29 protein-coding genes are annotated in these 26,853 nt (G+C 71.8%); 16 read left to right on the top strand and 13 right to left on the bottom strand.

What is annotated here, in order from left to right:
• Nucleotides 1–61 precede the first annotated feature (61 nt).
• From GFH29_RS15930 to ilvA, 3 genes are read left to right on the top strand one after another with little or no spacing between them, the layout of a single operon-like run.
• The gene (locus tag GFH29_RS15930) at nt 62–1,228 is read left to right on the top strand and encodes a cystathionine gamma-synthase (protein ID WP_153324768.1); all 1,167 of its coding nucleotides are present in this window, start codon (nt 62–64) and stop codon (nt 1,226–1,228) included.
• 35 nt (nt 1,229–1,263) lie between these two features.
• Nucleotides 1,264–2,685: an AI-2E family transporter gene (locus GFH29_RS15925; protein WP_153324767.1), complete on the top strand. Its 1,422-nt coding sequence runs from the start codon at nt 1,264–1,266 to the stop codon at nt 2,683–2,685.
• Nucleotides 2,682–3,908: a threonine ammonia-lyase gene (ilvA, locus tag GFH29_RS15920; protein ID WP_153324766.1), complete on the top strand. Its 1,227-nt coding sequence runs from the start codon at nt 2,682–2,684 to the stop codon at nt 3,906–3,908. The genes GFH29_RS15925 and ilvA overlap by 4 nt, the downstream gene beginning before the upstream one ends.
• An 18-nt stretch (nt 3,909–3,926) precedes the next feature.
• Here the strand turns inward: ilvA and greA are convergent, their stop codons facing one another.
• The gene (gene greA, locus GFH29_RS15915) at nt 3,927–4,436 is read right to left on the bottom strand and encodes a transcription elongation factor GreA (protein WP_153324765.1); all 510 of its coding nucleotides are present in this window, start codon (nt 4,434–4,436) and stop codon (nt 3,927–3,929) included.
• A gap of 279 nt (nt 4,437–4,715) precedes the next feature.
• Nucleotides 4,716–5,189, bottom strand: coding sequence for a DUF4307 domain-containing protein (locus GFH29_RS15910; RefSeq protein WP_153324764.1), 474 nt, complete (start codon nt 5,187–5,189; stop codon nt 4,716–4,718).
• Nucleotides 5,190–5,234: 45 nt separating this feature from the next.
• Here GFH29_RS15910 and mca point away from each other — a divergent pair, with 45 nt between their 5' ends.
• Nucleotides 5,235–6,128, top strand: a complete 894-nt coding sequence (gene mca / locus GFH29_RS15905; RefSeq protein WP_153324763.1) for a mycothiol conjugate amidase Mca — start codon at nt 5,235–5,237, stop codon at nt 6,126–6,128.
• A gap of 12 nt (nt 6,129–6,140) precedes the next feature.
• Complete coding sequence (locus GFH29_RS15900; protein WP_153324762.1) at nt 6,141–6,458, top strand: hypothetical protein; 318 nt, start codon at nt 6,141–6,143, stop codon at nt 6,456–6,458.
• 24 nt (nt 6,459–6,482) lie between these two features.
• Here GFH29_RS15900 and GFH29_RS15895 read toward each other — a convergent pair whose 3' ends face one another.
• Nucleotides 6,483–6,869 (bottom strand): thioredoxin family protein, encoded by a 387-nt coding sequence (locus tag GFH29_RS15895; protein ID WP_153324761.1) that lies wholly within the window; start codon nt 6,867–6,869, stop codon nt 6,483–6,485.
• Between the two features lie 71 nt (nt 6,870–6,940).
• Here GFH29_RS15895 and GFH29_RS15890 point away from each other — a divergent pair, with 71 nt between their 5' ends.
• Nucleotides 6,941–7,480 carry a bifunctional adenosylcobinamide kinase/adenosylcobinamide-phosphate guanylyltransferase gene (locus GFH29_RS15890; RefSeq protein ID WP_228387550.1) on the top strand — a complete coding sequence of 180 codons (540 nt, stop codon included), beginning with the start codon at nt 6,941–6,943 and terminating at the stop codon, nt 7,478–7,480.
• Nucleotides 7,481–7,493: 13 nt separating this feature from the next.
• Here GFH29_RS15890 and GFH29_RS15885 read toward each other — a convergent pair whose 3' ends face one another.
• Nucleotides 7,494–8,453, bottom strand: coding sequence for an ArsR/SmtB family transcription factor (locus GFH29_RS15885; protein WP_153324760.1), 960 nt, complete (start codon nt 8,451–8,453; stop codon nt 7,494–7,496).
• A gap of 56 nt (nt 8,454–8,509) precedes the next feature.
• Here GFH29_RS15885 and GFH29_RS15880 point away from each other — a divergent pair, with 56 nt between their 5' ends.
• The gene (locus GFH29_RS15880) at nt 8,510–9,769 is read left to right on the top strand and encodes an MFS transporter (protein WP_228387549.1); all 1,260 of its coding nucleotides are present in this window, start codon (nt 8,510–8,512) and stop codon (nt 9,767–9,769) included.
• A 27-nt stretch (nt 9,770–9,796) separates the two neighbouring features.
• On the opposite strand, the gene trhA is transcribed toward GFH29_RS15880, so the two are convergent.
• Nucleotides 9,797–10,537: a PAQR family membrane homeostasis protein TrhA gene (trhA, locus tag GFH29_RS15875; RefSeq protein WP_153324759.1), complete on the bottom strand. Its 741-nt coding sequence runs from the start codon at nt 10,535–10,537 to the stop codon at nt 9,797–9,799.
• A gap of 119 nt (nt 10,538–10,656) precedes the next feature.
• On the opposite strand from trhA, the gene GFH29_RS15870 reads away from it, so the two are divergent.
• From GFH29_RS15870 to GFH29_RS15860, 3 genes are all read left to right on the top strand, one after another.
• Nucleotides 10,657–11,430: an isoprenyl transferase gene (locus tag GFH29_RS15870; RefSeq protein WP_153324758.1), complete on the top strand. Its 774-nt coding sequence runs from the start codon at nt 10,657–10,659 to the stop codon at nt 11,428–11,430.
• 251 nt (nt 11,431–11,681) lie between these two features.
• Entirely contained in the window at nt 11,682–13,019 is a 1,338-nt protein-coding gene (locus GFH29_RS15865; RefSeq protein ID WP_153324757.1) for a PhoH family protein, read from the top strand.
• A gap of 214 nt (nt 13,020–13,233) precedes the next feature.
• Nucleotides 13,234–13,974, top strand: a complete 741-nt coding sequence (locus GFH29_RS15860; protein WP_153324756.1) for a lytic transglycosylase domain-containing protein — start codon at nt 13,234–13,236, stop codon at nt 13,972–13,974.
• A gap of 36 nt (nt 13,975–14,010) precedes the next feature.
• Here the strand turns inward: GFH29_RS15860 and GFH29_RS15855 are convergent, their stop codons facing one another.
• Nucleotides 14,011–15,420 (bottom strand): class II fumarate hydratase, encoded by a 1,410-nt coding sequence (locus tag GFH29_RS15855; RefSeq protein WP_228387548.1) that lies wholly within the window; start codon nt 15,418–15,420, stop codon nt 14,011–14,013.
• Nucleotides 15,417–16,100: a hypothetical protein gene (locus tag GFH29_RS15850; protein WP_153324755.1), complete on the bottom strand. Its 684-nt coding sequence runs from the start codon at nt 16,098–16,100 to the stop codon at nt 15,417–15,419. Before GFH29_RS15850 ends, GFH29_RS15855 begins: the two co-directional genes overlap by 4 nt.
• Nucleotides 16,101–16,179: 79 nt before the next feature.
• Here GFH29_RS15850 and GFH29_RS15845 point away from each other — a divergent pair, with 79 nt between their 5' ends.
• Genes GFH29_RS15845 through GFH29_RS15830 form a run of 4 tightly spaced genes read left to right on the top strand, consistent with a single transcriptional unit; the run spans nt 16,180 to nt 18,125 of the window.
• Nucleotides 16,180–16,839, top strand: a complete 660-nt coding sequence (locus tag GFH29_RS15845) for a hypothetical protein (protein ID WP_153324754.1) — start codon at nt 16,180–16,182, stop codon at nt 16,837–16,839.
• A complete protein-coding gene (locus GFH29_RS15840; protein WP_228387547.1) occupies nt 16,836–17,315 on the top strand; it encodes a phage holin family protein in 480 nt (159 codons plus the stop codon). The genes GFH29_RS15845 and GFH29_RS15840 overlap by 4 nt, the downstream gene beginning before the upstream one ends.
• On the top strand, nt 17,291–17,869 hold the full coding sequence (locus GFH29_RS15835; protein WP_153324753.1) for a DUF3618 domain-containing protein: 579 nt from the start codon (nt 17,291–17,293) through the stop codon (nt 17,867–17,869). Before GFH29_RS15840 ends, GFH29_RS15835 begins: the two co-directional genes overlap by 25 nt.
• Before the next feature lie 46 nt (nt 17,870–17,915).
• The gene (locus GFH29_RS15830) at nt 17,916–18,125 is read left to right on the top strand and encodes a hypothetical protein (RefSeq protein WP_153324752.1); all 210 of its coding nucleotides are present in this window, start codon (nt 17,916–17,918) and stop codon (nt 18,123–18,125) included.
• Between the two features lie 69 nt (nt 18,126–18,194).
• Here the strand turns inward: GFH29_RS15830 and GFH29_RS15825 are convergent, their stop codons facing one another.
• Nucleotides 18,195–19,880: a fumarate hydratase gene (locus tag GFH29_RS15825; RefSeq protein WP_194289559.1), complete on the bottom strand. Its 1,686-nt coding sequence runs from the start codon at nt 19,878–19,880 to the stop codon at nt 18,195–18,197.
• Nucleotides 19,881–19,976: 96 nt separating this feature from the next.
• Here GFH29_RS15825 and GFH29_RS15820 point away from each other — a divergent pair, with 96 nt between their 5' ends.
• Complete coding sequence (locus GFH29_RS15820; protein ID WP_153324750.1) at nt 19,977–20,588, top strand: hypothetical protein; 612 nt, start codon at nt 19,977–19,979, stop codon at nt 20,586–20,588.
• 64 nt (nt 20,589–20,652) lie between these two features.
• A complete protein-coding gene (locus GFH29_RS15815) occupies nt 20,653–21,324 on the top strand; it encodes a DUF1707 SHOCT-like domain-containing protein (RefSeq protein ID WP_228387546.1) in 672 nt (223 codons plus the stop codon).
• 9 nt (nt 21,325–21,333) lie between these two features.
• On the opposite strand, the gene GFH29_RS15810 is transcribed toward GFH29_RS15815, so the two are convergent.
• The 5 genes from GFH29_RS15810 to GFH29_RS15790 all read right to left on the bottom strand — a co-directional run bounded on the left by GFH29_RS15810 (nt 21,334) and on the right by GFH29_RS15790 (nt 26,759).
• Nucleotides 21,334–22,542 carry an ABC transporter ATP-binding protein gene (locus GFH29_RS15810; protein ID WP_153324749.1) on the bottom strand — a complete coding sequence of 403 codons (1,209 nt, stop codon included), beginning with the start codon at nt 22,540–22,542 and terminating at the stop codon, nt 21,334–21,336.
• 4 nt (nt 22,543–22,546) lie between these two features.
• The gene (locus GFH29_RS15805; protein ID WP_153324748.1) at nt 22,547–23,377 is read right to left on the bottom strand and encodes a carbohydrate ABC transporter permease; all 831 of its coding nucleotides are present in this window, start codon (nt 23,375–23,377) and stop codon (nt 22,547–22,549) included.
• Nucleotide 23,378: 1 nt separating this feature from the next.
• Nucleotides 23,379–24,320, bottom strand: a complete 942-nt coding sequence (locus GFH29_RS15800; protein ID WP_228387545.1) for a carbohydrate ABC transporter permease — start codon at nt 24,318–24,320, stop codon at nt 23,379–23,381.
• Entirely contained in the window at nt 24,317–25,552 is a 1,236-nt protein-coding gene (locus tag GFH29_RS15795) for an extracellular solute-binding protein (protein ID WP_194288971.1), read from the bottom strand. Before GFH29_RS15795 ends, GFH29_RS15800 begins: the two co-directional genes overlap by 4 nt.
• Before the next feature lie 277 nt (nt 25,553–25,829).
• Complete coding sequence (locus GFH29_RS15790) at nt 25,830–26,759, bottom strand: alpha/beta fold hydrolase (RefSeq protein WP_153324746.1); 930 nt, start codon at nt 26,757–26,759, stop codon at nt 25,830–25,832.
• Nucleotides 26,760–26,853: the final 94 nt, after the last annotated feature.

The raw sequence follows: 26,853 nt of genomic DNA, 5'->3' as shown, positions 1-26,853 counted from the left end.
CAGTGTCCAACAGCACCGGCGACCAGATCGTTCCCGACCTCCCCACCGCTAGCCTCAGCACATGACCGAGCAGCGACACAGTGGCAAGTCTGGCTTCGAGACGCGTGCGATCCACGCCGGCTATGAGCCCGACCCGACGACCGGCGCGGTGATCCCGCCCATCTACGCCACCAGCACCTACAAGCAGGACGGCGTGGGCGGCCTGCGCGGCGGCTACGAGTACAGCCGGTCCGCCAACCCCACCCGCACCGCCCTCGAGGGCGCGCTGGCGGCGCTGGAGGAGGGCGAGCGGGCCTTCGCCTTCGCCTCCGGCCTGGCCGCCGAGGACACCCTGGTGCGCGCGCTGTGCCGCCCGGGCGACCACGCGGTCATCCCCGACGACGCGTACGGCGGCACCTACCGCCTCTTCGACAAGGTCGAGCGGGTCTGGGGCCTGGAGCTCACCCCCGCGGCCGTCTCCGACCTCGACGCGGTGCGCGCGGCGATCCGCCCCGGCCTCACCAAGCTGGTCTGGGTCGAGACCCCGACCAACCCGCTGCTCACCATCGGCGACATCGAGGCGCTCGCCGGCATCGCCCACGAGGCGGGCGCCCTGCTCGTCGTCGACAACACCTTCGCCTCGCCGTACCTCCAGCAGCCGCTGACCCTGGGCGCCGACGTCGTGGTCCACTCCACCACCAAGTACGTCGGGGGGCACTCCGACGTGGTCGGGGGCGCCCTGGTCGTGCGCGACCTCGCGGTGGCCGAGGCGATCGCCTTCCACCAGAACGCCATCGGGGCGGTGCCCGGCCCGTTCGACTCCTTCCTCACCCACCGCGGCATCAAGACCCTCGCGGTCCGCATGGAGCGCCACTGCGACAACGCCGAGCGGGTCGTGCAGTTCCTGCTCGAGCACCCCGGCGTCACCGACGTGATCTATCCCGGCCTGCCCGAGCACCCCGGCCACGCGGTGGCCGCACGCCAGATGCGCCGCTTCGGCGGCATGGTCTCGTTCCGCTGCGCCGGGGGCGAGGAGGCCGCCCTGCGCGCCTGCGAGCGCGCCCAGGTGTTCACCCTGGGTGAGTCCCTCGGTGGCGTGGAGTCGCTGATCGAGCACCCCGGCCGGATGACCCACGCGAGCGTCGCCGGCACCGACCTGGAGGTCCCGGCCGACCTGGTGCGCCTCAGCGTCGGCATCGAGACCGCCGAGGACCTGCTCGCCGACCTCGAGCAGGCGCTGGGCTCGTGACACAGGCGGAAGCGGGGGAGGGAAGGATCGACGGGGTGGACGAGGAGCACGCGGCCGACCAGGACGGCGGGGGTCGGCGGGGCCGGCTCCGGCTGCCCCGGCGCGTCCTGCGGGGCCGTGCGGGCGGCGGCGCCACCCGAGCGCCGAGCGCCGAGGACGAGGAGCGCTTCGGCGAGCGGATCACCCAGCAGCTCGCCAACCAGTGGGCGCTGATCCGCGCCGCTGACCGCCGCGGCGACCCCGAGCCGGCGCCGGCCGTCGCCGGCCGCTCCAACTTCAGCCGTGCCCAGGTGCCGTGGGGCGTGGACCTCGCGGCGGCCTGGTCGTGGCGGATGCTGGTGATCGCGGCCGCGACGTACGTCCTGCTCAACCTGCTGTGGCGCTTCTCGGTGGTCACTGTCCCGCTGGCGATCGCGCTGCTGCTGGCCGCGCTCGCGAGCCCGGTCGTGCGCCTGTTGCGGCGCATCGGCCTGCCGCGCGGGCTGGCGGCCCTGCTGGTGATGATGGCCGGCCTCGCGATGCTCGGGCTGATGGTCACCTTCGTGAGCCAGCAGATCGCCGATCAGTACTCCCAGCTGGTCGACCAGGTCGTCCAGGGCCTGGGCAAGGTGCGGGTGTGGCTGCGCGACGGCCCCCTCAACGCCAGCGACTCCCAGATCAACAGCTACATCAAGGACGCCCAGGACGCGATCACCGAGTGGTCGAAGAACGGCGGCGCGTTCAGCCAGGTCACCTCCCTCGGCACGGCGCTGACGCACGTCGTCACCGGCTTCTTCATCGTGATCTTCTCGACCTACTTCTTCATGGCCGACGGGGCCCGGATCTGGGCGTTCTTCGTGCGCCTCGCGCCGCGCGCGGCCCGCGAGGCGGTCGACAGCTCGGGCCGGGTCGCCTGGGTCTCGCTCACCCAGTTCGTGCGGGCCACCGTGCTGGTGGCGCTCGTGGATGCGATCGGCATCTCGGTGTGGGCCGCGGCGCTCGGCCTGCCGCTGGTCCTGGCGATCGGCCTGGTGGTCTTCGTCGGTGCCTTCGTGCCGATGGTCGGCGCGACGGTCGCCGGCGCGGTGGCGGTGCTCGTGGCGCTGGTCGACCAGGGCCTGTGGACCGCCGTGCTGATGCTGATCGGCGTGATCGTGGTCCAGCAGATCGAGGGCCACGTGCTCCAGCCGTTCCTGATGGGCCGCTTCGTCTCGGTCCACCCGCTCGGCGTGCTGGTCGCGATCGCCTGCGGCGTCGTGCTGGCGGGCGTTGCCGGCGCGCTGGTCGCGGTGCCGATGGTGGCCGCGATCAACGCGGTGGTCACCCACCTCGCCTCCCGCAGCAGCCCCGGGGAGGACCCCGTGGAGGCGTTGGAGGAGGACTACGCCGAGGACGGCGAGCAGCCGGCACGCGTGGCTGACGAGCACGCCGCGGTCGGCGACACCCCCGAGTCGCCCGTGGCGGCGGAGAGACCGTGAGCACGCCGACGGTGTCGCTGGGCGACATCCGCGCCGCCCGCGAGCTGCTCGAGGGGGTGGCGATCCGCACCCCGATGGAGGAGTCGCGCTGGCTCTCGGCGCTCGTCGACGGTCCGGTGCACCTCAAGTGCGAGAACCTCCAGCGCACCGGCTCCTTCAAGGCCCGCGGCGCCTACGTCCGCATCGCCCGGCTCAGCGCCGAGGAGCGGGCCCGCGGCGTGGTGGCGGCCTCGGCCGGCAACCACGCCCAGGGCGTCGCCCTCGCCGCCCAGATGCTCGGTGCCCGCGCCACGGTGTTCATGCCCGAGGGGGCGCCGATCCCCAAGGAGCGCGCGACGAGGGCGTACGGCGCGGAGGTGCGCTTCGCGCCCGGCTACCTCGAGGACGTCCTGGCGACCGCGCAGGCGTTCAGCGAGCAGACCGGTGCGGTGCTGATCCACCCCTTCGACCACCCCGACGTCGTGGCCGGGCAGGGCACCGTGGGCCTGGAGATCCTCGAGCAGGTGCCCGAGGTCCAGACGGTGCTGGTGCCCACTGGCGGGGGCGGGCTGCTGGCCGGCGTCGCGATCGCGGTCAAGGCGCTGCGCCCCGAGGTCCGCGTGGTCGGGGTGCAGGCGACCGGCGCCGCGGCGTACCCCGGTTCGCTGGCGGAAGGGGTGCCGCGCCGCCTGGGCTCGATGAAGACGATGGCCGACGGCATCGCGGTCGGGATGCCGGGGGAGATCACCTTCGCGGCCGTGCGCGACCACGTCGATGAGATCGTCACCGTCTCGGAGGACTCGATCTCGCGCGCGCTGCTCTCGCTCATCGAGCGCGCCAAGCTCGTCGTCGAGCCGGCGGGCGCCGCCGCGGTGGCCGCACTGCTGGACCGTCCCGACGTGTTCGGCACGCCGGCGGTGGCGGTGCTGTCCGGCGGCAACGTCGACCCGCTGCTGATCGGCAAGGTGATCCGGCACGGCATGGCGGCGGCCGGACGCTACCTCCACCTGCACGTGCGGGTGCCGGACAGCCCCGGCGGCCTCGCCGAGCTGCTCACCGAGATCGCCGGGATCGGCGCGAACGTGCTCGAGGTGGTCCACGAGCGGCACTCGCCGGCCCTGCACCTCGACGAGGTCGAGGTGCATCTGCAGCTGGAGACGCGAGGAGCCCCGCACTCGCGCGAGCTCATGGAGCTGCTGCGAGGACGGGGCTACCTGGTGCGTGGGGGTGAGGAGCGGAGCTGAGCCCCGGCCCTCACGAGGTCACGGCTGGTACGGCACGGCGCCGAGCACGACGACCTTCATCTCCTTGCCGTTGGGCGCGGCGTAGGAGACGGTGTCACCGGCACGGGCGCCGTTGATGGCCGCGCCGAGCGGGGCCTGCGGGGAGTAGACCTTGATGCCCTCGACGGTGTCCTCCATCTCGCGGGCACCGAGCAGGAAGGTCTCGGCCTCGTCGTCGTCGTCACCGACGAACTTGTAGGTGACGACCATGCCGGGCTCGACGACGCCGTCGTCGGGCGGGGTCTCGCCCACCTCGGCGCGGCGCAGCATGTCCTCGAGCTGGCGGATCCGCCCCTCGACGCGGCCCTGCTCCTCACGAGCCGCGTGGTAGCCGCCGTTCTCCTTGAGGTCGCCCTCGTCACGCGCCGAGCTGATCTTCTCGACGATCTCCTGACGGACGGGGCCCTTGAGGTTGGCAAGCTCGGCCTGCAGCTTGTCGTGGGCGTCCTGGGTCAGCCAGATGATGTCCTGGCCGGGGGACTGCGTCATGGGTACTCCTGCTTGCTCGGGGTGCGGTCGTCCGCGCCTCTTGCGGGGGGATCGGGACCGTCTCGCTCGGGCAGCCAGTGGGTGAGGCCGTACGCCGAGTCGCGCGGGCCTCTTCCTTCCTGGACGGCCCAGCGGGTCGGTCAGAAATTCCAGCCTAACAAGGACCACTGACGAAAGCAGGTCGTCGCACGACAGGCCGGCACGGAAAACCGCAGGTGACGGCGCGAGGAGGGTGCCGGCAGGCGCTCGGGACCGCTATCCGCTCACCGGGACCGGGGCTCAGCCCGGGCGGACCTGGCCCTCGGCGGTGCAGCCGGGGAACTCGACGGCCGTGGCGCGCCGCTCGGTGCGGATGTCGACGACGAGCGTGGTGTCGCCGGGCTCGGCGGTGAAGGAGCGCTCACCCACCGTCATGTGGTCGGCGGCGAACGCGCGCAGCAGGCACTGCACGTCCTCGGCGTCGTCGTCCACCCGCAGCTCGACGCGCACGCTCGTGGTGTGCTCGTCGACGACGGTGAAGGAGACCAGCTCGGAGTCGACCGCCGGGCGGGCATGACCGTTCATCGCCCACAGCACCCACGTGGCGCTGCCGAGCACCACCACGGCGACCAGGGCGCGCAGGGTCCAGCGCCTCCAGGGCGCGGTGGAGCCGTAGCGCTGGGCGAGGTCGGTGGCCTCGGGCTCGGCGAGGCTCGACGGGGCGCCGGCGGGGGAGCCGGACGGGCGGTCGGACGAGGCAGGCCGGGTGCTCACCCCGCCATGATCCCACTTGGGACCGCGCGGCCTAAACTCGCGGGCATGTCAGAGGTCTCCACGTCGCCGCGCGCCGGCTACCGGCTCATGCACGTCCACGCCCACCCCGACGACGAGTCGAGCAAGGGTGCGGCGTCGACCGCGAAGTACGTCGCCGAGGGCGTCGACGTGCACGTCGTGACCTGCACCGGCGGCGAGCGCGGGTCGATCCTCAACCCCAAGATGGACCGCCCCGACATCGCCGCGAACATCACCGAGATCCGGCGCCAGGAGATGGAGCGCGCCCGCGACATCCTCGGCGTACGCCAGGACTGGCTGGGCTTCGTGGACTCCGGGTGGCCCGAGGGCGACCCCAAGCCGCCGCTGCCCGAGGGCTGCTTCGCGCGGGTGCCCGTCGAGGAGGCGGCCGAGCCGCTGGTGCGGCTGATCCGCGAGTTCCGCCCGCACGTGATGACGACGTACGACGAGCGGGGCGGCTACCCGCACCCCGACCACGTCATGTGCCACCAGGTGAGCGTGCACGCCTTCGAGGCCGCGGGCGACCCGGAGCGCTACCCCGACGCCGGCGAGCCGTGGCAGCCGCTGAAGCTCTACTACCACCACGGCTGGAGCTGGGCGAAGACCAACGCCCTGCACGAGGCGATGCTCGCCCACGGCCTGGAGTCGCCGTACACCGAGCGGCTGGCCAGCTGGACCCGCGAGCCGGAGTGGGACGAGCGGGTCACCACCCGGGTCCCGTGCGGGGACTACTTCGGGGTGCGCGACCAGGCGCTGCTCGCGCACGCCACCCAGATCGACCCCGACAGCTTCTGGTTCGCGATCCCGCGCGAGCTGCAGCAGGAGGTCTGGCCGACGGAGGACTACGAGCTCGTGGTGAGCCACGTCCCCTCGCAGGTTCCGGAGGACGACCTGTTCGCGGGCATCCTCGCCCCCTCCTGAGACACTGGGGACATGGAGCTCTACAACGTCCTCGTCGCCGAGGTCCTGCCGGTCCTGATGGAACGACTCGACGAGACCCCCGAGCCCGAGGACGTCAAGGCGGGCTGGGTCGGCTTCGGCGTCTTCCTGGCGCTCTGTGTCGCGGTCGGCCTGCTGGGCTGGGCGCTGACCCGCCAGCTGCGACGCACCGAGGCGAACCGCAAGAAGGGCGCCTTCGGTCCGTACCGCGAGCCGCGTCCGGACAGCCGGATCCCCGGTGCCGAGGAGACGACCGACACCGCCGCGGCGCCCGAGGACCCCTCGGACGACCCGCAGCGCCCGCAGGGCTGAGCCCCGGGGGAGGTCCGTGCCGGCTCAGGCCGGCGGCTGGGCCTGCTGCTCCGCCTGCTGTTGGGCGACCTGGCGGTGCACGTCCTCCATGTCGAGGCCGCGCACCGCGTCGATCACCTGGTCCAGCGCCGGGGCCGGCAGCGCGCCCGGCTGGGCGAAGACCAGCACGCCCTCGCGGAAGGCCATGAGCGTGGGGATCGACTGGATCTGCGCCATCGCGGCCAGCTCCTGCTCGGTCTCGGTGTTCACCGAGCCGAAGGTGATGTCGGGGTTGGCCTCGGAGGCCGCCTCGTAGGTCGGGGCGAACTGCCGGCACGGCCCGCACCAGCTCGCCCAGAAGTCGACGAAGAGGATGTCGTCACCCTCCACGTGGGACACGAAGTTCTCGCCGGTCAGCTCGATGGTGGCCATGGGTCCACGGTACGGGGCCGGGTGAGTGACCTCCCGGGCGGCGTACGGCGCCCCCGTGTGAGGCTGGGGCCGTGAGCGCGTCGAGGATCCTGGTCACCGGTGGTGTCCGCTCGGGCAAGTCCACCCACGCGGAGCGGCTGCTGGAGGCCCACCCCGCCGTCACCTACGTGGCGCCGGGACAGGTGCCGGACCCGGCCGCTGACCCCGACTGGGCGGCCCGGGTCGCGGCGCACCGCGCCCGGCGTCCCGCCGGCTGGCGCACCCTCGAGACCGCCGACCTCGCCGCGGTGCTCGCCGGGGCGAGCGGCCCGCTGCTCATCGACTGCCTCGGGACCTGGCTGACGGCCTGCGTGGACGCGGCCGGGCTCTGGGAGGCGCCGGTGGACGAGGTGCACGACCACGTGCTCGCCGCGCTCGCCCCGGCCGTGGACGCCCTGCGCGCCACGAGCGGGCCGGTCGTGCTGGTCACCAACGAGGTCGGTCTCGGCGTGGTCCCCGCGCACCGCTCCGGGCGGGTCTTCCGCGACCTGCTCGGCACCGTCAACCAACGCGTCGCCGCCGCCTGCGACGAGGTGCACCTGGTGATCGCCGGGCGGGTCCTGGTGCTCTGAGCAGGGCCGCCGCTCAGGCGCCGGCGAGCAGCCGGTCACCCAGCTCGGAGCGCAGGTAGAGCACCGAGCGGCCGTGGCGTGCCGAGGTCAACAGGCCCCCGGCGTGCAGCGCCCGCAGGTGCTGGTTGACCGCTGTCGTCGTCACCCCGAGACGCACCCCGAGCTCGGTGGAGGAGGCGGGGGAGTCGAGCATCGCCAGCAGCCGGGCGCGGGCGGCGCCGAGCAGCGCGGCCACCGCGTCCGGCCCGGCGACGTCCTCGGCCTCCCACAGGGTGCCGACGCCGCGCGCGGCGTACATGATCTGCGGGGCCTGCTCGGGGGTGATGGGGGTCGACCCGCCGCGCGAGAACAGCGACGGCACCAGGGTCAGCCCCGCACCGGTCGTCGTACGCCGGTAGCCGCCCCGCGAGCTCGTGCTCACCTGCACCACGTTGTCGACCATGCGCACCCGGGCGCTGAGGTCGGCGAACATCGCGGCGAGGCCGCGCTGGGCGATCACCCGACCGCGATAGGTCACGTCGGCCTCCAAGACCGTGCGCATCCGCGGCCACCACGGCTCGAAGCAGGCCTCCCAGTACTCCGTGAGCGCGCGCACCACCCGGGCCAGCACCCGGTCGGTGCGACCCCGCAGCGCCGGCGGCAGGTCCTCGCCGTGGACCTCGGCCAGCTTCGCGCGCACCACCACCGCCGGCAGGCCGGCCAGGGAGGCCAGCTCCTCGCCGATCCGGGTCAGCGGGCTGGTCGGGCGCGGGTGCAGGAAGTCGGGGGTCCACAGCCGGTCGTTGGTGAGCGCGGCGAGCACCTCGGTGTCCAGCCCGGCGCGCGCGGCCTCGGTGCGGCGCAGCCAGGGCAGGTGATGGGGGTAGCGGCCGGGGTCGCGGAAGACCCGCACCGACAGCGCCAGCTCGTTGAGCGGTGAGATCGCGAACCGGACCTCGCCGAGGTCGAGACCCGCGAGCTCGTACTCGATCATGAAGCAGGACGCTACATCGTTGGTGGCGCGGCCCGGCGTCGTGGGAGAACTGCCGCGTGCTCCGGACCCTCCTCCCCGGCGACCCCGTCGCCCGTGCCCTCTCGATCGCGACCATGGCGGGCTCGCTGTCGATGGGGCTCTTCTACAGCGTCAGCGCGCTCTACTTCACCTTCGTCATCGGCCTCGAGGCCACCACGGTGGGCACCGGCCTGACGATCGCCGGGGCGGTCGGGGTCCTCGGCTCGTTCCTCGGCGGCCGGCTGGCCGACCGGCTCGGCGCGGACCGGCTCCAGCAGGCCGCGACGGTGGTGCAGGGCGTCGCGCTGCTGGCCTACGTGCTGGCCGACGACGCGCTCAGCTTCGTCCTGATCGCGTGCGTGGCCGTCGGGGCGCGCAGCATGCAGGGCACGGCGAAGCAGACCCTGCTGGCGCGCTGGTTCACCGGGCCGGACCGGATCGAGGTGCGGGCCCGGCTGCGGGTGGTCACCAACGTCTTCATCGCGCTCGGCACCGCCGCGGCCGCGGTCGCGCTGCTGCTCGGCACCGCCACGGCGTACCGCACCACGATGGTGGCGGTCGGGCTGCTCTCGCTGCTCGCGGTGGTGCCGCTGGGCGGGCTGCGCGCCCGGGTGCCCGGGCTCGCGGAGGCGCTGCGGCCCACCCGCGGGCGGGGGGCCGACCTCACCGCGCCGCGTGGACGCTCCCCGCTGCGCGACCGGACCTACCTCGCCTCGACCGCGCTGAACTCGGTGGTCGCGATGCAGTTCGGCCTGCAGAACGTCGGCGTGCCGCTGTGGATCGCCCACCACACCGAGGCCCCGGCGGTGATGGTCTCGGTGGTGCTGCTGCTCAACACCGTGCTGGTGGCCGCCCTGCAGGTGCGGGCCTCGCGCGGCACCCACGAGATCCGCGCCGCCGGCCGGGCGGTACGACGCGGGGGCCTGCTGCTCGCGCTGGCCTGCCTGCTGCTGGCGGCGGCCGGGTCGGTCGGGGTGGTCGCGGCGGTGGTGCTGCTCCTGCTCGCCGAGACCGTCAGCACGGCGGCGGAGATCCTCGCCGAGGCCGGCGCCTGGGGGCTGGCCTTCGAGCTCGCCGACCCGCTGAGCGCCGGGGCCTACCAGGGGGTGAGCCAGATGGGCTACTCGATCGCCGGGATGCTCGCGCCCCTGGTGATCACCGCGACCGCGATCGAGCACGGGTGGCTGGGCTGGATCGGTCTCGCGACGATGTTCGCCGTCGCGGGGACGGGCGTCGCGGCGGTGGCCGCTCGGGCCGCCGTACGACGCGGTGAGCCGGAGGTCCTGCTCGTCGCCTGAGCCGACGCTCCCGGGATCAGCAGGCGATCAGCGCAGGGCGTAGGTGGCCAGCGAGACGCTGATGTAGTGGGCGGCGAACGCCAGCACCGTGAAGCTGTGGAAGACCTCGTGGAAGCCGAACCACTGCGGCGAGGGGTTCGGGCGCTTGAGGGCGTAGACGATGCCGCCGAAGGTGTAGAGGGCACCGCCGACCACGATCAGGGTGAAGATCGCGATGCCGACGCCCACGCCCAGCGCGGTGGCGCCGCTGAGGAACCCGGGGATGAAGAAGATCGCGGCCCAGCCCAGCGCGATGTAGATCGGGACGTAGAGCCAGCGCGGGGCGTCGGTCCAGAAGATGCGGAACAGCACACCGAGCACGGCGCCGGTCCACACCGTCACGAGCAGCGCGGTGCGCTGGGTGCCGTCCAGCAGCAGCAGGGCGAACGGCGTGTAGGACCCGGCGATGAGCAAGAAGATGTTGGAGTGGTCGAAGCGGCGCAGGAACGCCCAGGTCCGTGGGGACCAGGTGCCGGTGTGGTAGATCGCCGAGACGGTGAAGAGCAGGAGTGCGGTGCCGGTGAAGACCGCCGACCCGATCTTGGTGGTGGTGTCGGGGGAGAGCGCGACCAGCACGATGCCCGCGACGAGGGTCAGCGGCGCCGTGGAGAGGTGCAGCCAGCCGCGCAGCTTGGGCTTGACCTCGGCGATGGTGTCGGAGATCGAGTCGTGGATCGACTCCAGGCCGTGCCTCATCTCATCGCGCGCGTGCTGCATAGACCTGCTCATGGGTCGACGGTACCCATCTGGGGCTCCGATTCGACGACAAGGCGGCGAACGTCACCTCATCTCCGGGTGTGAGCCGTGCATCGTGTTGCCGAACGGCGCTGAGCACTACGCTGTGCGACGTGGCTGACTGGAAACGGGGGCTGCGCCGGGTGCTCTACCCGGCCTACGAGGCCCGGCTGCTGCGGCGCATGCCGGACAACCTGCCCAAGCACGTCGGCGTGATGCTCGACGGCAACCGCCGGTGGGCCCGCTCCCTCGGCCACGACTCCGCTCACGGGCACCGCGCCGGGGCCGCCAACATCGAGCCGTTCCTCGGCTGGTGCGACGAGGTCGGCATCGAGGTGGTCACCTTGTGGCTGCTCTCGACCGACAACCTGAACCGTCCCGAGGACGAGCTGCGCCCGCTCCTGGGGATCATCGAGGGCGTCGTGGACTCCCTCGCGGCCAAGCGTCGCTGGCGGGTGCACCCGGTCGGCGCGCTCGACCTGCTGCCCGCCGGGACCGCCGCGCGGCTCAAGGCCGCCGAGGACGCGACGCGCGACGTCGACGGGCTGCTGGTGAACATCGCGGTGGGGTACGGCGGGCGCCGCGAGATCGCCGACGCGGTCCGCTCGCTGCTGCTCGAGCACGCCGAGCGCGGCACCGACATGGAGGAGCTGGCCCAGAGCCTGAGCGTCGAGGACATCTCCGCGCACCTCTACACCAAGGGCCAGCCCGACCCCGACCTGGTGATCCGCACGTCCGGGGAGCAGCGGATGAGCGGCTTCTTGCTGTGGCAGAGCGCGCGGTCGGAGTTCTACTTCTGCGAGGCCTACTGGCCCGACTTCCGTCGGGTCGACTTCCTGCGCGCGATCCGCGCCTACGCCCAGCGCGAGCGCCGCTTCGGTTCCTGAGGCTTCACCTTTCCGGTGCGGCGTGTCGCTGCACCGGCGGGGCCCCGCGGCGTACTTTTCGAGGCATCGGCGGGTGGGGAAGCCCGCCGTACCAGGAGGCCCGATCGTGACCAGTCACGACTGCATCGCACGGCGGCTGGCCCGCCGTGCCGACGGAGGCGGGCACTCCTGTCTTCGGGGCTCCCGGTCCATCCGCGTGAGCTAGGGACCCGGGACGCCGAGTGCGCCGTGCCGGCCCGTGAGGGGGAACCGTGCCGACCCAGGCCCACCACCCGCAGCGCCCGAACGAATCCACCACTCGCACCTACGTCCTGGACACCAGCGTGCTGCTGGCCGACCCGGGGGCGATCCGCCGCTTCGCCGAGCACGAGGTGGTGCTCCCCGTGGTCGTGGTGACCGAGCTCGAGGGCAAGCGGCACCACCCCGAGCTGGGGTTCTTCGCCCGCGCCGCCCTGCGCATGCTCGACGAGCTGCGGGTCACCCACCGCCGCCTCGACCAGCCGATCCCCGTGGGCGAGAGCGGCGGCACCCTGCGCGTCGAGCTCAACCACACCGACCCCGGGGCGCTGCCGTCGGGCTTCCGGCTCGGCGACAACGACACCCGCATCCTCGCCGTCGCCCGCAACCTCGCCGACGAGGGCTACCAGGTGACGCTGGTGTCGAAGGACCTGCCGCTGCGGATCAAGGCCGCCGCCGTCGGGCTGGAGGCCGAGGAGTACCGCTTCGAGGCGGTCAGCGAGTCCGACACCGGCTACAGCGGCATGGCCGAGCTCGAGATCGACACCGCCGACCTCGACGAGCTGTACGACGACGGCACCCTCGAGCTCGCCGCGGCCCGCGACCTGCCCTGCCACCAGGGGCTGGTGCTGGTCTCCGAGCGCGGCACCGCGCTGGGGCGCGTCGGGCCGGACAAGGCGGTGCACCTGGTGCGCGGCGACCGTGAGGCCTTCGGGGTGCACGGCCGCTCGGCCGAGCAGCGGATCGCGCTGGAGATGCTGCTCGACCCCGAGGTCGGCATCGTGTCGCTGGGCGGGCGCGCCGGCACCGGCAAGTCCGCGATGGCGCTGTGCGCCGGGCTCGAGGCGGTGCTCGAGCGGCGCCAGCACCAGAAGGTCGTGGTGTTCCGCCCGCTGTTCGCGGTCGGCGGCCAGGAGCTCGGCTACCTGCCGGGCTCGGAGAACGAGAAGATGTCGCCCTGGGGCCAGGCGGTCTTCGACACCCTCGGCTCGATCACCTCGAAGGAGGTCATCGAGGAGGTGCTCGCGCAGGGGATGCTCGAGGTGCTGCCGCTGACCCACATCCGCGGCCGCTCGCTGCACGACTCCTTCGTGATCGTCGACGAGGCGCAGTCGCTGGAGCGCAACGTGCTGCTGACCGTGCTCTCCCGGGTCGGCGCCAACTCCAAGGTGGTGCTCACCCACGACGTCGCCCAGCGTGACAACCTGCGCGTCGGACGCCACGACGGGGTGGTCGCGGTCATCGACAAGCTCAAGGGCCACCCCCTCTTCGCCCACGTCACCCTCACCCGTTCCGAGCGCTCCCCGATCGCCGCGCTCGTCACCGAGATGCTCGAGCACGTCACCCTCTGACCCCGGGCCGACTCGGCGCAGGAGGGTGGCAGGTGTGACGTTTCCAGATCGCGGCGCGGGGCGGGACGGGTGAGTCTCGTGGGACGAAGGAGGCGACTGGTCTGTTCCTCGCGCCACTTTCTTCCGCCACGTGGGCACGGCGGTTTGCCTGAGGCAGGTCGACCGAGCAGGGTGGGCCGCTGGCCACCGTCCTCTACCCGGAGCCGAAACCCCTGTGACTCAGCCTGCCAAGTCCGCCCCCAAGCACCGCGCCGCCCCCACCCGAGCGGTCAGCACGGAGGCCCCGCGCCGGGCCCTGCGTGCCACGCTGCTCTACTCCACCCTCGCGGTCGCCGCGACCGGCGCGACAGTGGTCGGCGGCGTCCTCTCCAGCAGCGGCAGCTCGGCCGCCGGGAGCGGCGGCGGGATCGGGCTCGCCTCGGCGTCGCTCGGCGAGGCGCTGGACGCCAGCACGGACGACTCCGGCACGGACGACTCCGGCACGAGCACGACCACGGACGCCGAGCGCGTCGAGGTCGTCGAGCAGCCCCAGGCTCCCGCGCGGGCGCCCGAGGTCTCGCGCTCCGATCGTCGCCAGGCGGCCGACCCGGCCAAGGAGGCAGTGGTGTCGCCGTCCGCCGGCGAGGCGATGACCCGCACCGAGGACCTCTCGGCCCAGGACCCGCGCACCGTCGGTCGCGCGCTGCTCGGTGAGGCCGGGTTCTCCTCCGACCAGTGGGGCTGCCTGGACTCGCTGTGGACCCGCGAGTCCAACTGGACGGTCAACGCCGACAACCCGACCTCGTCGGCCTACGGCATCCCCCAGGCGCTGCCCGGCTCGAAGATGTCCAGTGCCGGCGCCGACTGGGCCACCAACCCGGTCACCCAGATCCGCTGGGGCCTGGGCTACATCGCCGACCGCTACGGCAGCCCGTGCGGCGCCTGGGCGCACAGCGAGTCGCACGGCTGGTACTGACGCACCCCGCGCGTCTCCGCACGGGGTGCGCCGCCCTCACGGGTGGGTCATCGACTCCACGTCGAGAGCCTCGTCGAGCTGGGCCTCGGTGACCTCGCCCCGCTCGACGTACCCCATCGCGATCACTGTCTCGCGGATCGTCGCACCGTTCGCCAGCGCCGACTTGGCGACCTTGGCAGCGGCCTCGTAGCCGAGGTACTTGTTCAGCGGCGTGACGACCGAGGGCGAGGACTCCGCGTAGGTGCGCATCCGCTCCGCGTCGGCGGTGATGCCGTCGATCGTGCGCTCGGCGAGCACGCGTGAGCAGGCCGCGAGCAGACGCACCGACTCCAGCAGGTTGCGGGCGATGACCGGCATCGCGACGTTGAGCTCGAAGCTGCCGCTGGCACCGGCGACGGTCACGGTGGTGTCGTTGCCGATCACCTGGGCGCAGACCATCAGCGTCGCCTCGGGAAGCACCGGGTTGACCTTGCCCGGCATGATGCTCGAGCCCGGCTGCAGGTCGGGCAGGTGGATCTCCGCCAGCCCCGTGGTCGGTCCCGAGGCCATCCAGCGCAGGTCGTTGCAGATCTTGGTGAGCCCGACCGCGTAGGTCTTCAGCGCGCCGCTGAGCTCGACCAGGGAGTCACGGGTGCCCTGGGCCTCGAAGTGGTTGCGCGCCTCGGTGAAGGGCTGTCCGGTCCGCTCCGCGAGCCCGGCGATGACGCTGGGGGCGAACCCGGCCGGGGTGTTGATCCCGGTGCCCACCGCGGTGCCGCCCAGTGGCAGCTCACGGACGCGGGGGAGCACCGCCTCGAGCCGCTCGGCGGCATAGCGCACGGTCGCGGCGTACCCGCCGAACTCCTGGCCCAGCATCACCGGGGTCGCGTCCATCAGGTGGGTGCGCCCGGACTTCACCAGGCCGGCGAACTCCTCGGCCTTGCGCTCCAGCGCGCTGCCCAGCACGTCGAGCGCAGGCAGCAGGTCGTCGACGACGGCCAGCGTGGCGGCCACGTGGATGGCGGTGGGGAAGGTGTCGTTGGAGGACTGGCTGGCGTTGACGTGGTCGTTGGGGTGGACCTCGGTCCCGGCGCGCGCGGCGAGGCTGGCGATCACCTCGTTGGCGTTCATGTTCGAGCTGGTGCCCGAGCCGGTCTGGAAGACGTCGATGGGGAACGCGTCGTCGTGCTCGCCGGCGGCCACCTCGCCGGCAGCGTCGGCGATCGCGCCGGCGACGTCGGCCTCGAGCACCCCGAGCTCGCCGTTGGTGGCGGCCGCAGCCGCCTTGACCAGGCCGATCGCGCGGATGAGGCGCGGTTCCAGCGGCGTGCCGCTGATGGGGAAGTTCTCCACCGCGCGCTGGGTCTGGGCACGCCACAGCGCGTCGCGCGGGACGAGGACGTCGCCCATGGAGTCGTGCTCGGTGCGGAACTGCTCGTCCGCCTGACTGCTCGGGTCGCTGCTCACGCGTGGGACGGTACCCGCGCGACGTAGAGCCAGTAGTGCTCCTCGCGTCCCTGCAGCGCGACCTCCAGCGGGTGCGCCTCGGCCGCGCCGAAGACCGTGCTCATCGACTCCTCGAGCGCGGGTTCCTCGGCCGCCGACCAGATCGCAACGGCCCCACCCGGACGCAGCAGCGCCCGCACCCGGGTGAGGAACGGCTGCTCGTAGAGGCCGGCGTTGGCGTCGTGCACCAGGTAGCCCGGCCCGTTGTCGACGTCCAGCAGCACCAGGTCGTACGACGCGGGACGGGCCTCGGCGAGGGCGACCGCGACGTCGGCGACGACCACGTGCAGCCGCTCGTCGGCGAGCACGGAGGGGCCGTGCGGGACCGTTCCGTCGCGCATCCAGTCCACGAGCGCCTGCTCGATCTCGACCACGACGCAGCGCTCGACGCGGCGGTCGGCCAGCACCCGGTGTGCGGTGAAGCCCAGCCCGAGACCGCCCACCAGCACGTGGGCCGGCGCCTCGACCAGCGCCAGGCAGGCCGTCGCGAGCGCCTCCTCCGTGCTGGTCTCCTGGGTGTCCATCACGAACACGCCGTTCGCCCGCAGCTCCAGCACCACCGGCCCGCGCTCCTCGTGGCGCTGGCGCAGCACCAGCTCTCCCCGCTCGGACTGGGCGCGGGCGACCTCGACGTACTCCACTGTTACATCCTGGGGGATGGGGTTGGTCCGCGCTGGGAGGGATACCCCCGGAATGTCCCCGAAACCCTGTGGAGGTCTGATGAACGACAGTCCCAGCACCAAGGAGCGCGCTCAGGCGGCTGCCGGCACGGCAGTCGATGACGGCAAGCAGGTCGCCGGCACGGCCGCCGAGGAGGCGCGTGCCGTGGCCTCAGAGGCCGCGGATCAGGCGCGCCGGGTCCTCGACGACGTCGTCGCCCAGGCCAGTGAGCAGTCGCGGACCCAGCAGGCCCGACTCGCCGAGACCCTCCGCGGACTCGCCGACGACCTGGGCCAGATGGCCGACGGCGGCGAGCCCGGTCTCGCCACCAGCGTCGCCAAGGAGGTCGCCGACCGCGCGCGCAGCGCCGGCTCCTACCTGGAGGGACACGAGCCGAGCGAGCTCCTCGACGAGGCCCGCCGCTTCGCGCGCCGCCGCCCGGGTGTCTTCCTGCTCGGGTCGCTGGCCGCCGGCGTGGTGGCCGGACGACTGCTGCGCGGCGCCGCCGACGGCATCGCGGCGGCGGAGGCGGACCCCCTCGGGGGCTCGGCGACACCGCTTCCGAGCGGGACGAGTGACACCCCGATCGGCGACCCGACGATGTCGCACAGCTCGGGCCTGCCGAATGCGCCGAGCACCTCGATCGCGGGCTCCGGTCCGGAGATGGGGTACGGCGAGCGCGGGCCCGGTGAGCCCGCCGGCGAGCGGGGCGTGCTGTGAGCGGGCCGGTCCAACCGTCGGTACCGCCGCCGGAGCACCCGCCGGAGTTCGCCGACCCGCTGTCCGGGGCGACTCCGCTGGTCGATGCCGCCCCACGGGGCGAGCGCAGCCTCGGTGACATCGTCAGCGACGTCACCAGCGACATCTCCACGCTGGTCAAGCAGGAGCTCGAGCTGGCCAAGACCGAGCTCAAGCAGGAGATGACCCAAGCCGGGAAGGGAGTCGGGCTGCTCGGGGGAGCCGGCGTCGCCGGGCACCTCCTGCTGATCTGGGTGTCGGTCACCTTGACAGCGGTCCTCGACTCCTGGATGCCGCTGTGGGCGGCGGCGCTGATCGTCACCGTCCTCTGGGCGGCGATCGCGGCCGCGCTCGCCGTGACCGGCCGCAAGGCCTTGCAGCAGAGCAACCCCCAGCTGCCCGCGACGCAGCGCACACTGAAGGAGGACGCCCAATGGGCAACCGCACAGAAGAGCTGAGCACCGACATCGCAGGCACCCGTCAGACCCTCGCCCAGGACCTCGACGAGCTCCAGGACCGGGTCAGCCCCTCGGCCGTCGTCGCGCGCCGCAAGGCCGCGGCCCGCGACCGGGTCCTCGGGGTGCGCAACCGCATCATGGGCAGCGCATCCCAGGCTCGGGAGAGCACCGGCAACGCCGCCAGCGGGGCTGCCGGCTCCGCGAAGGACACCGTCCGCGATACCGCGTCCTCGGCGGCCGGCGTCGCACAGGAGCGCTACGAGGGCAGCCCGCTGGGCGCCGGTCTCGTCGCGTTCGGCCTCGGCATGGTGGTCGCGGGGATGTTCCCCGCCAGCCGGGCCGAGGCGAGTGCCGCCTCGTCCGCGCTCGACCAGGGTCGCCCGCTGCTCGACGAGGCGCGGTCGGTCGGCCAGGACGTCGTCTCCGGTGTGCAGGGGACCGCGACCGAGGCCGCGCAGCAGGTCAAGGACTCGGCCCAGGAGTCGGTCAGCCGCGTCCAGGACGAGGGACGCTCGGCAGTGGGCGACGTCCAGTCGTCGGCCACGAGCGAATGACGGGTACTGAGCAGAAGTCAGCACCTACCGACGAGAAGGAGGCCCGATGACGGGCAAGGACGAGCAGGACGTGGAGCAGAGCGAGGGGCAGGTCTCCGAGGTCGCCTCGATGGACCCGGCCGCGGCCGACACCCCCATCTCCGATGACCAGGCCGTCGCCGGTAACCCGGAGGCCGAGGGCGCCATCGAGGACGGCGAGGACGCCGGTCCGAACGGCAAGGCCGGTGGCAACGTCGAGTCGAACCGCTCGGCCTGAGACACGCATCGGGGAGCAGCCGGCTGGCTGCTCCCCGACGTGCGTGCGTGGTGCTCCTGCGGACCCGGGTTACTGCGCCGAGCGCACCCGGATCCCCGAGATCGGCACCGTGGTGGTGCCGGCGGGGTCGGTGAAGAAGTCGTTGCCCTTGTCGTCGACCACGATGAAGGCGGGGAAGTCCTCCACCTCGATCTTCCAGACCGCCTCCATGCCGAGCTCGGGGTACTCGATGACCTCCTGGCTCTTGATGCAGTCCTGGGCCAGGCGGGCGGCGGGGCCGCCGATCGAGCCGAGGTAGAACCCGCCGTGGGTGCCGCAGGCGTCGGTGACCTGCTTGGAGCGGTTGCCCTTGGCCAGCATCACCATCGAGCCGCCGGCGGCCTGGAACTGCTCGACGTAGGAGTCCATCCGCCCGGCCGTGGTCGGGCCGAACGAGCCCGACGCCATGCCCTCGGGGGTCTTGGCCGGACCCGCGTAGTAGACGGGGTGGTCGCGCAGGTACTGCGGCATCTCCTCGCCCGCGTCGAGGCGCTCCTTGATCTTGGCGTGCGCGATGTCGCGCGCCACTACCAGCGGGCCGGTGAGCGAGAGCCGGGTCTTGACGGGGTACTGCGAGAGCTGGGCGAGGATCTCGCTCATCGGGCGGTTGAGGTCGACCTGGACCACCTCGCCGCCGGCGATCTCCTCGGCCATGCCGGCGTCGGGCATGTACTGCGCCGGGTCGGTCTCGAGCTGCTCGAGGAAGACGCCCTCGGGGGTGATCTTGCCCAGCGCCTGACGGTCGGCCGAGCAGGAGACCGCGATCGCGACCGGCAGCGAGGCGCCGTGGCGGGGCAGACGCACCACCCGCACGTCGTGGCAGAAGTACTTGCCGCCGAACTGCGCGCCGATGCCGAAGGACTGAGTCAGCTTGAAGACCTGCTCCTCGAGCTCGAGGTCGCGGAACCCGTGCGCGCTCATCGAGCCCTCGGTCGGCAGGTTGTCGAGGTAGTGCGCGGAGGCGTACTTGGCGGTCTTGAGCGCGAACTCCGCCGACGTGCCGCCGATGACCACCGCGAGGTGGTACGGCGGGCAGGCAGCGGTGCCGAGCGAGCGGATCTTCTCGTCCAGGAAGCTCAGCAGCCGGTCCGGGTTGAGGATCGCCTTGGTCTCCTGGAACAGGAACGACTTGTTGGCCGAGCCGCCGCCCTTGGCCATGAAGAGGAACTTGTACTCCGGCTTGCCCGAGGTCTGCGGGGTGGAGTAGATCTCGATCTGGGCCGGCAGGTTGGAGCCGGTGTTCTTCTCCTCGTACGTCGTGAGCGGCGCGAGCTGGGAGTAGCGCAGGTTCAGCTGGGTGTAGGCGTCATACACGCCACGGCTGATCGCCTCGCCGTCGTCGGTGCCGGTGAGCACGCCCTCGGACTTCTTGCCCATCACGATCGCGGTGCCGGTGTCCTGACACATCGGCAACACTCCGCCGGCGGAGATGTTGACGTTCTTGAGCAGGTCGAGGGCCACAAAGCGGTCGTTGCCCGACGCCTCGGGGTCGTCGATGATCCGGCGCAGCTGGCGCAGGTGGGCCGGACGCAGGTAGTGGCTGATGTCGTGCATCGCCTCGGTGGTGAGCCGCTGGATCGCCTCGGGGGAGACCCGCAGGAAGGTCTCGCCGTCCGCCTCGAAGGTGCTGACCCCCTCGGTGGTGATCAGCCGGTAGGGCGTGTCGTCCCTGCCGGTGGGGAGGAGGTCGGAGTACAGGAACTCAGGGCTGGCCACGGGCAGCGAGGATACTGCGGCGTTTGCTGCCGTGGCGGACGGGGGAGGAATCTACCCTCGGGGGCTCGACCTGCCTCCGGTCGACAAGGAGAGCCCATGCTTGCTTTTCGCCGTACCGTCGCCGCGTCCGTCGTCCTCGCCGTGGCCGGGTTCGCCCCGACGAGCCTGGCTCCGCACGCCGCCGCAAGTCCTGAGACGAAGTGCGACGGTCAGGACCGCGATGTGATCAAGCGGGTCGAGAACGTGTCCAAGAAGTTCGTGGCCACTCATGTCGAGGCCATCACGCTGGCGCGCGGCACGTCCTTCACCCAGTCAGTGGCGCTGACCCACTCGAAGACCCTGAAGTCGACCACCAACGTCGGCACCGAGATCGGGGGGTCGACCACGTGGGCGTTCAACTCTCTCTCGGCGAAGGCGTCCATGTCGGTGGCGCGCGAGGGCGCGCGCACCAGCACCAAGACCGTGACCAGGACGTTCTCGATCCCGGAGAAGAACCACGACCGTCGCTTCGTGCTCTTCACCGGCAAGTACAAGGTGAAGGGGCGTTGGCATCACCTCTCGTGCTCGCGGGCCCCGGGCATCGGCGTCGAGAAGTACGGCCCGATCAAGAGCTTCGGCGGCTCGGACACCGGGACGGTCCTGTGTCCGCGGTCGCGCTACAAGGCCGGTGACTACCGGTACAAGGTGGCCCGCCAGGGCGGATGCTGACGCGTGTCCGAGCTGGCCGCGCACAGGGACGCGTGAGCCTCCCGGCCTCGATAGGGTGAGCGCCATGGACGGAGACCCCCGGCAGCCGCGCCCGCCCCAGCTGCGGATATCGGATGCGGACCGGCACCGCCTGGCCGAGTTCCTCCGCGAGGCCGCGGGGGAGGGGCGCCTGGAGGTCGACGAGCTCGAGGAGCGTCTCGAGGCCACCTACGCCGCGAAGGTGTACGCGGACCTGGTCCCGCTGGTCGTGGACCTGCCGGGCGCCTCCAACGTCGTACCGGCCTCCGCCGCGCTGCCCGCCCCGGCCCAGCCGGGCGCGCCCGCCCCCACGCCGTACGTCGGCCTGCCGCAGCCCGCGAACAGCACGGCGGTGCTGAGCTCGCAGACCCGCAGGGGCGCCTGGGTCGTCGGGGGGACGCACACGGCGTTCTCGCTGATGGGTGCGGTCGAGCTGGACCTGCGTGAGGCGGTGTTCACCGTCCGTGAGGTCGTCATCACCGCCAACACCCTCATGGGGTCGGTCGACATCATCGTGAATGCCCACACCCAGGTGGTGGTCGAGGGCGCCGGTCTGATGGGCGCCTTCGAGCAGGGCCGGGACAAGGTGGCGCCCGACTTCGGGCCGTACTCGCCGATCGTGCGGGTGCGTGGCTTCGCGCTGATGGGCGCGGTCACGGTCACCCGCAAGCCGATGCCCGGCCAGAAACGCGGGTTCCTGGGCCGGGCATCGTCCTGACGCGGGTGCTCAGTTGTCGCTGGCGGTGTGCTCCAGGGTCGCCTGCTCGTTGTCCCCGACCTGACGCTCGAGGGTGAGGTTCTCGCCCGTCTCCGGGTCGAACAGGTGCATGTGCTCGGTCTCGACCCACAGCTCGGCCTCGTCGCCCTCGCGGACCCGTGAGGCGCCGTCGAGGGAGACGACGAGCTGGGTGCGCATCGCCTCGCCGTCGAGGTCCCGCTCGAGCTGGTCGAGCTGGGCCTGCACCTCCGGCGGGGCCTCGAAGGGGATGTAGGCGTAGGACTCGTTGCCCAGCCACTCCACGACGTCGACCTTCGCGTGGAACGTCGAGCCGTCGCCGGACTTGCCCACGACGCTCGCGTCGTCGAAGTGCTCGGGGCGGATGCCGGCGATCAGCAGGCCGCGGCCCTGGGCCCGCTCGGCCTTGGCCCGCGGGATGCGGACCTTGCCGAACGGCAGGCTGACCTCGTCGCCCTCCACGGTCGCGGGCAGGAAGTTCATCGGCGGGGAGCCGATGAAGCCGGCGACGAAGAGGTTGTTGGGCTGGGTGTAGAGCTCGCGGGGCGTGGCCAGCTGCTGGAGCACGCCGCGCTTGAGCACCGCCACCCGGTCGCCCAGCGTCATGGCCTCGGTCTGGTCGTGGGTGACGTAGACGGTGGTGATGCCGAGGCGCCGCTGGAGGCGCGAGATCTCGGTGCGCATCTGGCCGCGCAGCTTGGCGTCGAGGTTCGACAGCGGCTCGTCGAAGAGGAACGCGTCGGCCTCTCGGACGATCGCACGGCCCATCGCGACCCGCTGGCGCTGACCGCCCGACAGGTTGCCGGGCTTGCGGTCGAGGTGCTCGTCGAGCTCCAGGGTCGCGGAGGCGGCGCGGACCTTCTTGTCCACCTCCTCGTCCTTGGCCCCGGCGAGGCGCAGCGGGAACGCGATGTTCTCGTACACCGTGAGGTGCGGGTAGAGCGCGTAGTTCTGGAAGACCATCGCGAGGTTGCGGTCGCGGGGAGCGAGGTCGTTGACCCGCCGGTCGCCGATGTACATGTCGCCGGAGGTGATGTCCTCCAGCCCGACGATCATCCGCAGCAGCGTGGACTTCCCGCACCCGGACGGCCCGACGAGGATCACGAACTCGCCGTCGGCGACATCGATCGAGATGTCGTTCACGGCGGGGAACCCGTCGCCGTACTTCTTGACGATGTTCTTCATGGAGATGGCGGCCATGGTGTTACCCCTTCACTGCGCCGGAGGTGAGGCCGGCCACGATCTTGCGCTGGAACAACAGGACGATGATCACGATCGGGATGGTCGCGATGACGGCGGCCGCGGCGAGCAGGCCGGCCGGTCGCTGGAACGGGTCCGGCCCGACGAAGAACGACAGCGCCGCCGGTATCGGGCGCGCCGCCTCGGTCGAGGTCAGCGTGATGCCGAAGACGAAGTCGTTCCAGGCGAAGAAGAAGGTCAGGATCGCCGCGGTGAACACGCCGGGTGCGGCGAGCGGGACGATGACCTTGCGGAACGCCTGCCACGACGTCGCGCCGTCGACCTGGGCGGCCTGCTCCATCTCCCACGGGATCTCGCGGAAGAACGCCGAGAGCGTCCAGATCGCCAGCGGCAGGGTGAACGACATGTACGGGATGATCAGGCCGGGCCAGGTGTCGTAGAGCCCGAACTGGCGCCACAGGTCGAACAGCGGGCTGACCAGCGAGACCACCGGGAACATCGCGATCGCCAGGGCGGTGGAGAGCACGAAGCGCTTGCCCTTGAACTCCAGGCGGGCGATGGCGTACGCCGCGAGGGTCGCGAGCGCGACCGAGAGGATCGTCGCGATCAGGCTGATGCCGATCGAGTTGATGATCGAGCGCCGGAACTGGTCGTCGTCCCAGACGGCCGTGTAGTTGTCCCAGCCGGTGAAGGAGTCGAGCGGCAAGAAGCCGGGGTCGGTGCCGTTGGAGACGGCGTCTTGACTCTTGAAGGACAGCGACACGATCCAGGCGATGGGCAGCAGGCACCACACCATCACGAGCAGGACGCCGAGCGGCAGAGCGAGCTTGCGCATGTCAGGACTCCCCTCGGGCCTGGGCCAGGTCGACGCGGAACAGCTTGACGATCAAGAAGGCGACCAGCAGCACCGAGAGGAACAGCAGCACGGCGAGCGCGGAGCCCATGCCGAGCTGGAACTGCTCGATGCTCTGGCGGTAGGTGAGGAACGAGATCGACTCGGTGTTCTGCGCACCCGCCGTCATCACGAAGATGTTGTCGAAGATGCGGTAGGCGTCGAGGGCGCGGAAGAGCACCGCGACCATGATCGCGGCCCGCATGTTCGGCAGGATCACCTTGAACAGCCGCTGCCACCAGGTGGCGCCGTCGACCTTGGCGGCCTCGATCATGTCGTCGGAGACCTGCGCCAGGCCGGCGAGCAGGAGCAGCGACATGAACGGCGTGGTCTTCCAGATCTCAGAGACCATGATCGCGATCACCGCTGGCACCGTGTCGCCGAACCAGTTGAAGTCGGCGCTCACGAATGGCAACCAGCCGTTGACGAAGCCGTTCTGGTAGGTGAAGGCGAACTGCCAGGCGAAGCCGGAGACGACGGTGATGATGCCGTAGGGGATCAGGATCGAGGTCCGGATGACGCCGCGGGCGAAGATCACCCGGTGCATGATCATCGCGAACGCGAAGCCGATGACCAGCTCGAAGGCCACGGTGACCAGCATGTAGATCACCGTCATGCCGATGTCGCGCCAGAACAGGCTGTCGGTCAGCGCGGTGACGTAGTTGTCGATCCCGACGAACTGGCGGTCCTCGGGGGCGGTGAGGGAGTAGTTGTAGAAGGAGAGCCACAGCGCCCGCAGGATCGGGAACGCCGTGACCACGAGCATCACGATCAGGGCCGGGGCGACGAGCTTCATGCCCAGCCGGTTCTCGGCGCGGGTGCGGTCGCTCACCTCCGGTGGGATGTCGCCGGCCTTGGTGGCCGGGGTGGCGATGGTGGTGGTCACAACAGCGCCTTCCCTTCAAGGACGTTCTTGAGGAACTCGGCGGACTCCTGGGGGGTCGAGTCGCTCACCGACTCCGGGGAGTGCCACACGCTCTGCAGGGCGCTGGAGATCGTGGCGTAGAAGGCGCTCTTGGGACGCGGGCCGCCCTGGTCGACGCTCTCGCGGAAGAGCGCGAGCAGGTCCTCGGGGTAGGCCTCGGCGAGCTCAGGGGCGTCGTACGCCGAGTTGGTCGCCGGCATCAGCCCGGCCTCGACGGCGAGCTGCACCTGGGCCTCGGTGTCGGTCACGCAGCGCGCGGCCTCGAGGGCGAAGTCCGGGTGCTTGGAGTAGGCCCCGACACCGATGTCGATGCCGCCGACCGGCGGCTTCGACGGCATGTCGGCCACGGTGCGCGGGTAGCGCGCCCAGCCGAGGTCCTTGTACTGCTCCTCGGTGATGGTGTTCTCGGGGCTGGGGGCGTAGTTCTTGTAGACGAACGTCCAGTTGACCATGAACTCCCCGGGCCCGGCGAACATCGCGGGGAGGCTGGTGCCCTCGTTGGAGACCGACAGGTCGGACTGCGCGGCGGGCGAGTTCGCGAGCTTCTCGATGATCGCGGCAGCCTTGCGTCCCGCCTCGGAGTCGATCTCGACCGTCGCGTCGATGCCGGCGTCGGTGTTGGAGACGATCTCGCCGCCGGCGCCCTGGATCATCGCGTTGATCCACACGACGTAGGCCTCGTACTTGTTGCCCTGCACGCCGACCGTGGCGCCCGGCACCTCGGAGGCGGCGTCGATGATCTGGTCCCAGGTCACCGGCTTGCTCATGTCGAGGCCGGTCTCCTCGGCGAGGGACTTGCGATACCAGAGCAGCTGGGTGTTGGCCCACATCGGGGCGGCGTAGATCGTGTCGTCCCAGCGGGCCGTCTCGGCGATGCCCTCGAGGGTGTCCTCGGTGATGGTGTCCTCGGGCATCTCCGCGAGCCAGCCGGCGTTGGCGAACTCCGGCACGAAGACCGGGTCGAGGTTCATCAGGTCGGTCGTGTCGTCCTCGGCGGCGAGCCGACGGGCCAGCTGCACCCGCTGGTCGGTCGCGCCGGTCGGGAGGAGCTCGGTCTCGATGTCGTAGTCGTCGGTGCTGCACCGCTCGGCGATGGCGTTGAGCGTGTCGACCCCGTCGGGGTTGAGGTACCAGGTGAGCACCGGCTTGCCCTCGTCACCGGAGCAGGCGGAGAGCAGCGTGGTCGCCAGCACCGTCGCGGCCGCAGCCGCGATCCCGCGCCGGGCCCGCGACCGACGGGTCGGGCCCGCCCGGCCCCGCCGAGTGAGTGATCGTGCTGAGGAATGCGTCATTGCCCCTCCCGGTCTGCGTGATCAGTGTCACACGTCTAGTCCCCAATGGCCCGTTTGTCCATAACCCCGTGGGGGGTCGCCGGAAACCTGGAGGTCTGGACCGGTGCCCGGTCGGGATGTGCGGCGCGACCCGATGGGCGACGCGCGAGGGAGGGGGCTCTGGGGCGGAGGTCGCGGCTCAGTCCGCGGCGCGGTCGGCGGTGCGTCGGATCGCGTCGGCGAGCGTCCGGTGCAGCTGGTGCGGCAGGTCGTGGCCCATGCCGTCGATCAGCATCAGCTCGGCGCCGGGGATGGCGGCGGCGGTGGCCCGCCCGCCGGAGACGTGCACCATCTTGTCGGCGAGTCCGTGGATCACCGTCGCCGGCACCCGCAGCCCACGCAGCCGGGAGCCACGGTTGGGCTGGGTGAGGATGGCGAGCATCTGCCGCAGCACGCCCGCCGGGTTCAGGCCTCGGCTCCAGGTCTCCTCGGCGCGGGCGCGCAGCGTCTCCTCGGACTCCGGGTACGCCGGGGAGCCGATCAGCCGCGCCATCCGGGCGCTGATCGCGACGTACTGCGCCTTGGTCGAGCCGCGCTTGGACATCAGCCGCGGCAGCAGGCTGGGGTGCTGCCAGCCCACCGTGCGCTTGCCGGTGGTGGACATGATGCTGGTCATCGAGGCGACCCGCTGGGGGAACTCGATCGCCATCGTCTGCACGATCATCCCGCCCATCGACACCCCGACGACGTGCGCGCGGTCCATCCCGAGGTGGTCGAGCAGCCCGACGGCATCGGCGGCCATGTCGGACATCGTGTACGGCGCCCGCACCGGCGCGCCGCCGAAGGCCCGCAGGATCGCGGACCTGCCCACCCGGCCGGGCACGCGGGTCGAGCGGCCGGTGTCGCGGTTGTCGTAGCGCACGACGTAGAAGCCGCGCTCGGCGAGCATCCGGCACAGCGGGGCCGGCCACCAGCCCATCGGCCCGCCGAGCCCCATCACCAGCAGCAGCGGGTCGCCATCCGGGTCGCCGAAGGTCTGATAGCACAGCTCGATGCCCCGTCCGACGGGTGCGAAGAGCTCCTCGGACTCCGGGATGGGGCGTTCGGTCGGCGTGGTGCTGCGGCTCATGCCTCGTAGTGTCACCCATCCCTGGGCGCGGCGACCACGGGTGCGCGCGACCGGTGAGCGGGGCGACCGGTCCACACCGGTTGCCGGGGCGCCG

Origin of the sequence: Nocardioides sp. dk884 (assembly GCF_009557055.1) — a bacterium.
Taxonomy (GTDB): domain Bacteria; phylum Actinomycetota; class Actinomycetes; order Propionibacteriales; family Nocardioidaceae; genus Nocardioides.
The sequence above is the reverse complement of the archived record's forward strand: the minus strand, read 5'-3'. Positions and strand labels throughout refer to the sequence as shown.

Bases quoted from the DNA above. Each gene is read 5' to 3' on its own strand.
- GFH29_RS15930 (WP_153324768.1), top strand. From the start codon at position 62: ATGACCGAGCAGCGACACAGTGGCAAGTCTGGCTTCGAGACGCGTGCG.
- greA (WP_153324765.1), bottom strand. From the start codon at position 4,436: ATGACGCAGTCCCCCGGCCAGGACATCATCTGGCTGACCCAGGACGCC.
- mca (WP_153324763.1), top strand. From the start codon at position 5,235: ATGTCAGAGGTCTCCACGTCGCCGCGCGCCGGCTACCGGCTCATGCAC.
- GFH29_RS15900 (WP_153324762.1), top strand. From the start codon at position 6,141: ATGGAGCTCTACAACGTCCTCGTCGCCGAGGTCCTGCCGGTCCTGATG.
- GFH29_RS15895 (WP_153324761.1), bottom strand. From the start codon at position 6,869: ATGGCCACCATCGAGCTGACCGGCGAGAACTTCGTGTCCCACGTGGAG.
- GFH29_RS15885 (WP_153324760.1), bottom strand. From the start codon at position 8,453: ATGATCGAGTACGAGCTCGCGGGTCTCGACCTCGGCGAGGTCCGGTTC.
- trhA (WP_153324759.1), bottom strand. From the start codon at position 10,537: ATGAGCAGGTCTATGCAGCACGCGCGCGATGAGATGAGGCACGGCCTG.
- GFH29_RS15845 (WP_153324754.1), top strand. From the start codon at position 16,180: ATGAACGACAGTCCCAGCACCAAGGAGCGCGCTCAGGCGGCTGCCGGC.
- GFH29_RS15835 (WP_153324753.1), top strand. From the start codon at position 17,291: ATGGGCAACCGCACAGAAGAGCTGAGCACCGACATCGCAGGCACCCGT.
- GFH29_RS15830 (WP_153324752.1), top strand. From the start codon at position 17,916: ATGACGGGCAAGGACGAGCAGGACGTGGAGCAGAGCGAGGGGCAGGTC.
- GFH29_RS15820 (WP_153324750.1), top strand. From the start codon at position 19,977: ATGCTTGCTTTTCGCCGTACCGTCGCCGCGTCCGTCGTCCTCGCCGTG.
- GFH29_RS15815 (WP_228387546.1), top strand. From the start codon at position 20,653: ATGGACGGAGACCCCCGGCAGCCGCGCCCGCCCCAGCTGCGGATATCG.
- GFH29_RS15810 (WP_153324749.1), bottom strand. From the start codon at position 22,542: ATGGCCGCCATCTCCATGAAGAACATCGTCAAGAAGTACGGCGACGGG.
- GFH29_RS15805 (WP_153324748.1), bottom strand. From the start codon at position 23,377: ATGCGCAAGCTCGCTCTGCCGCTCGGCGTCCTGCTCGTGATGGTGTGG.
- GFH29_RS15790 (WP_153324746.1), bottom strand. From the start codon at position 26,759: ATGAGCCGCAGCACCACGCCGACCGAACGCCCCATCCCGGAGTCCGAG.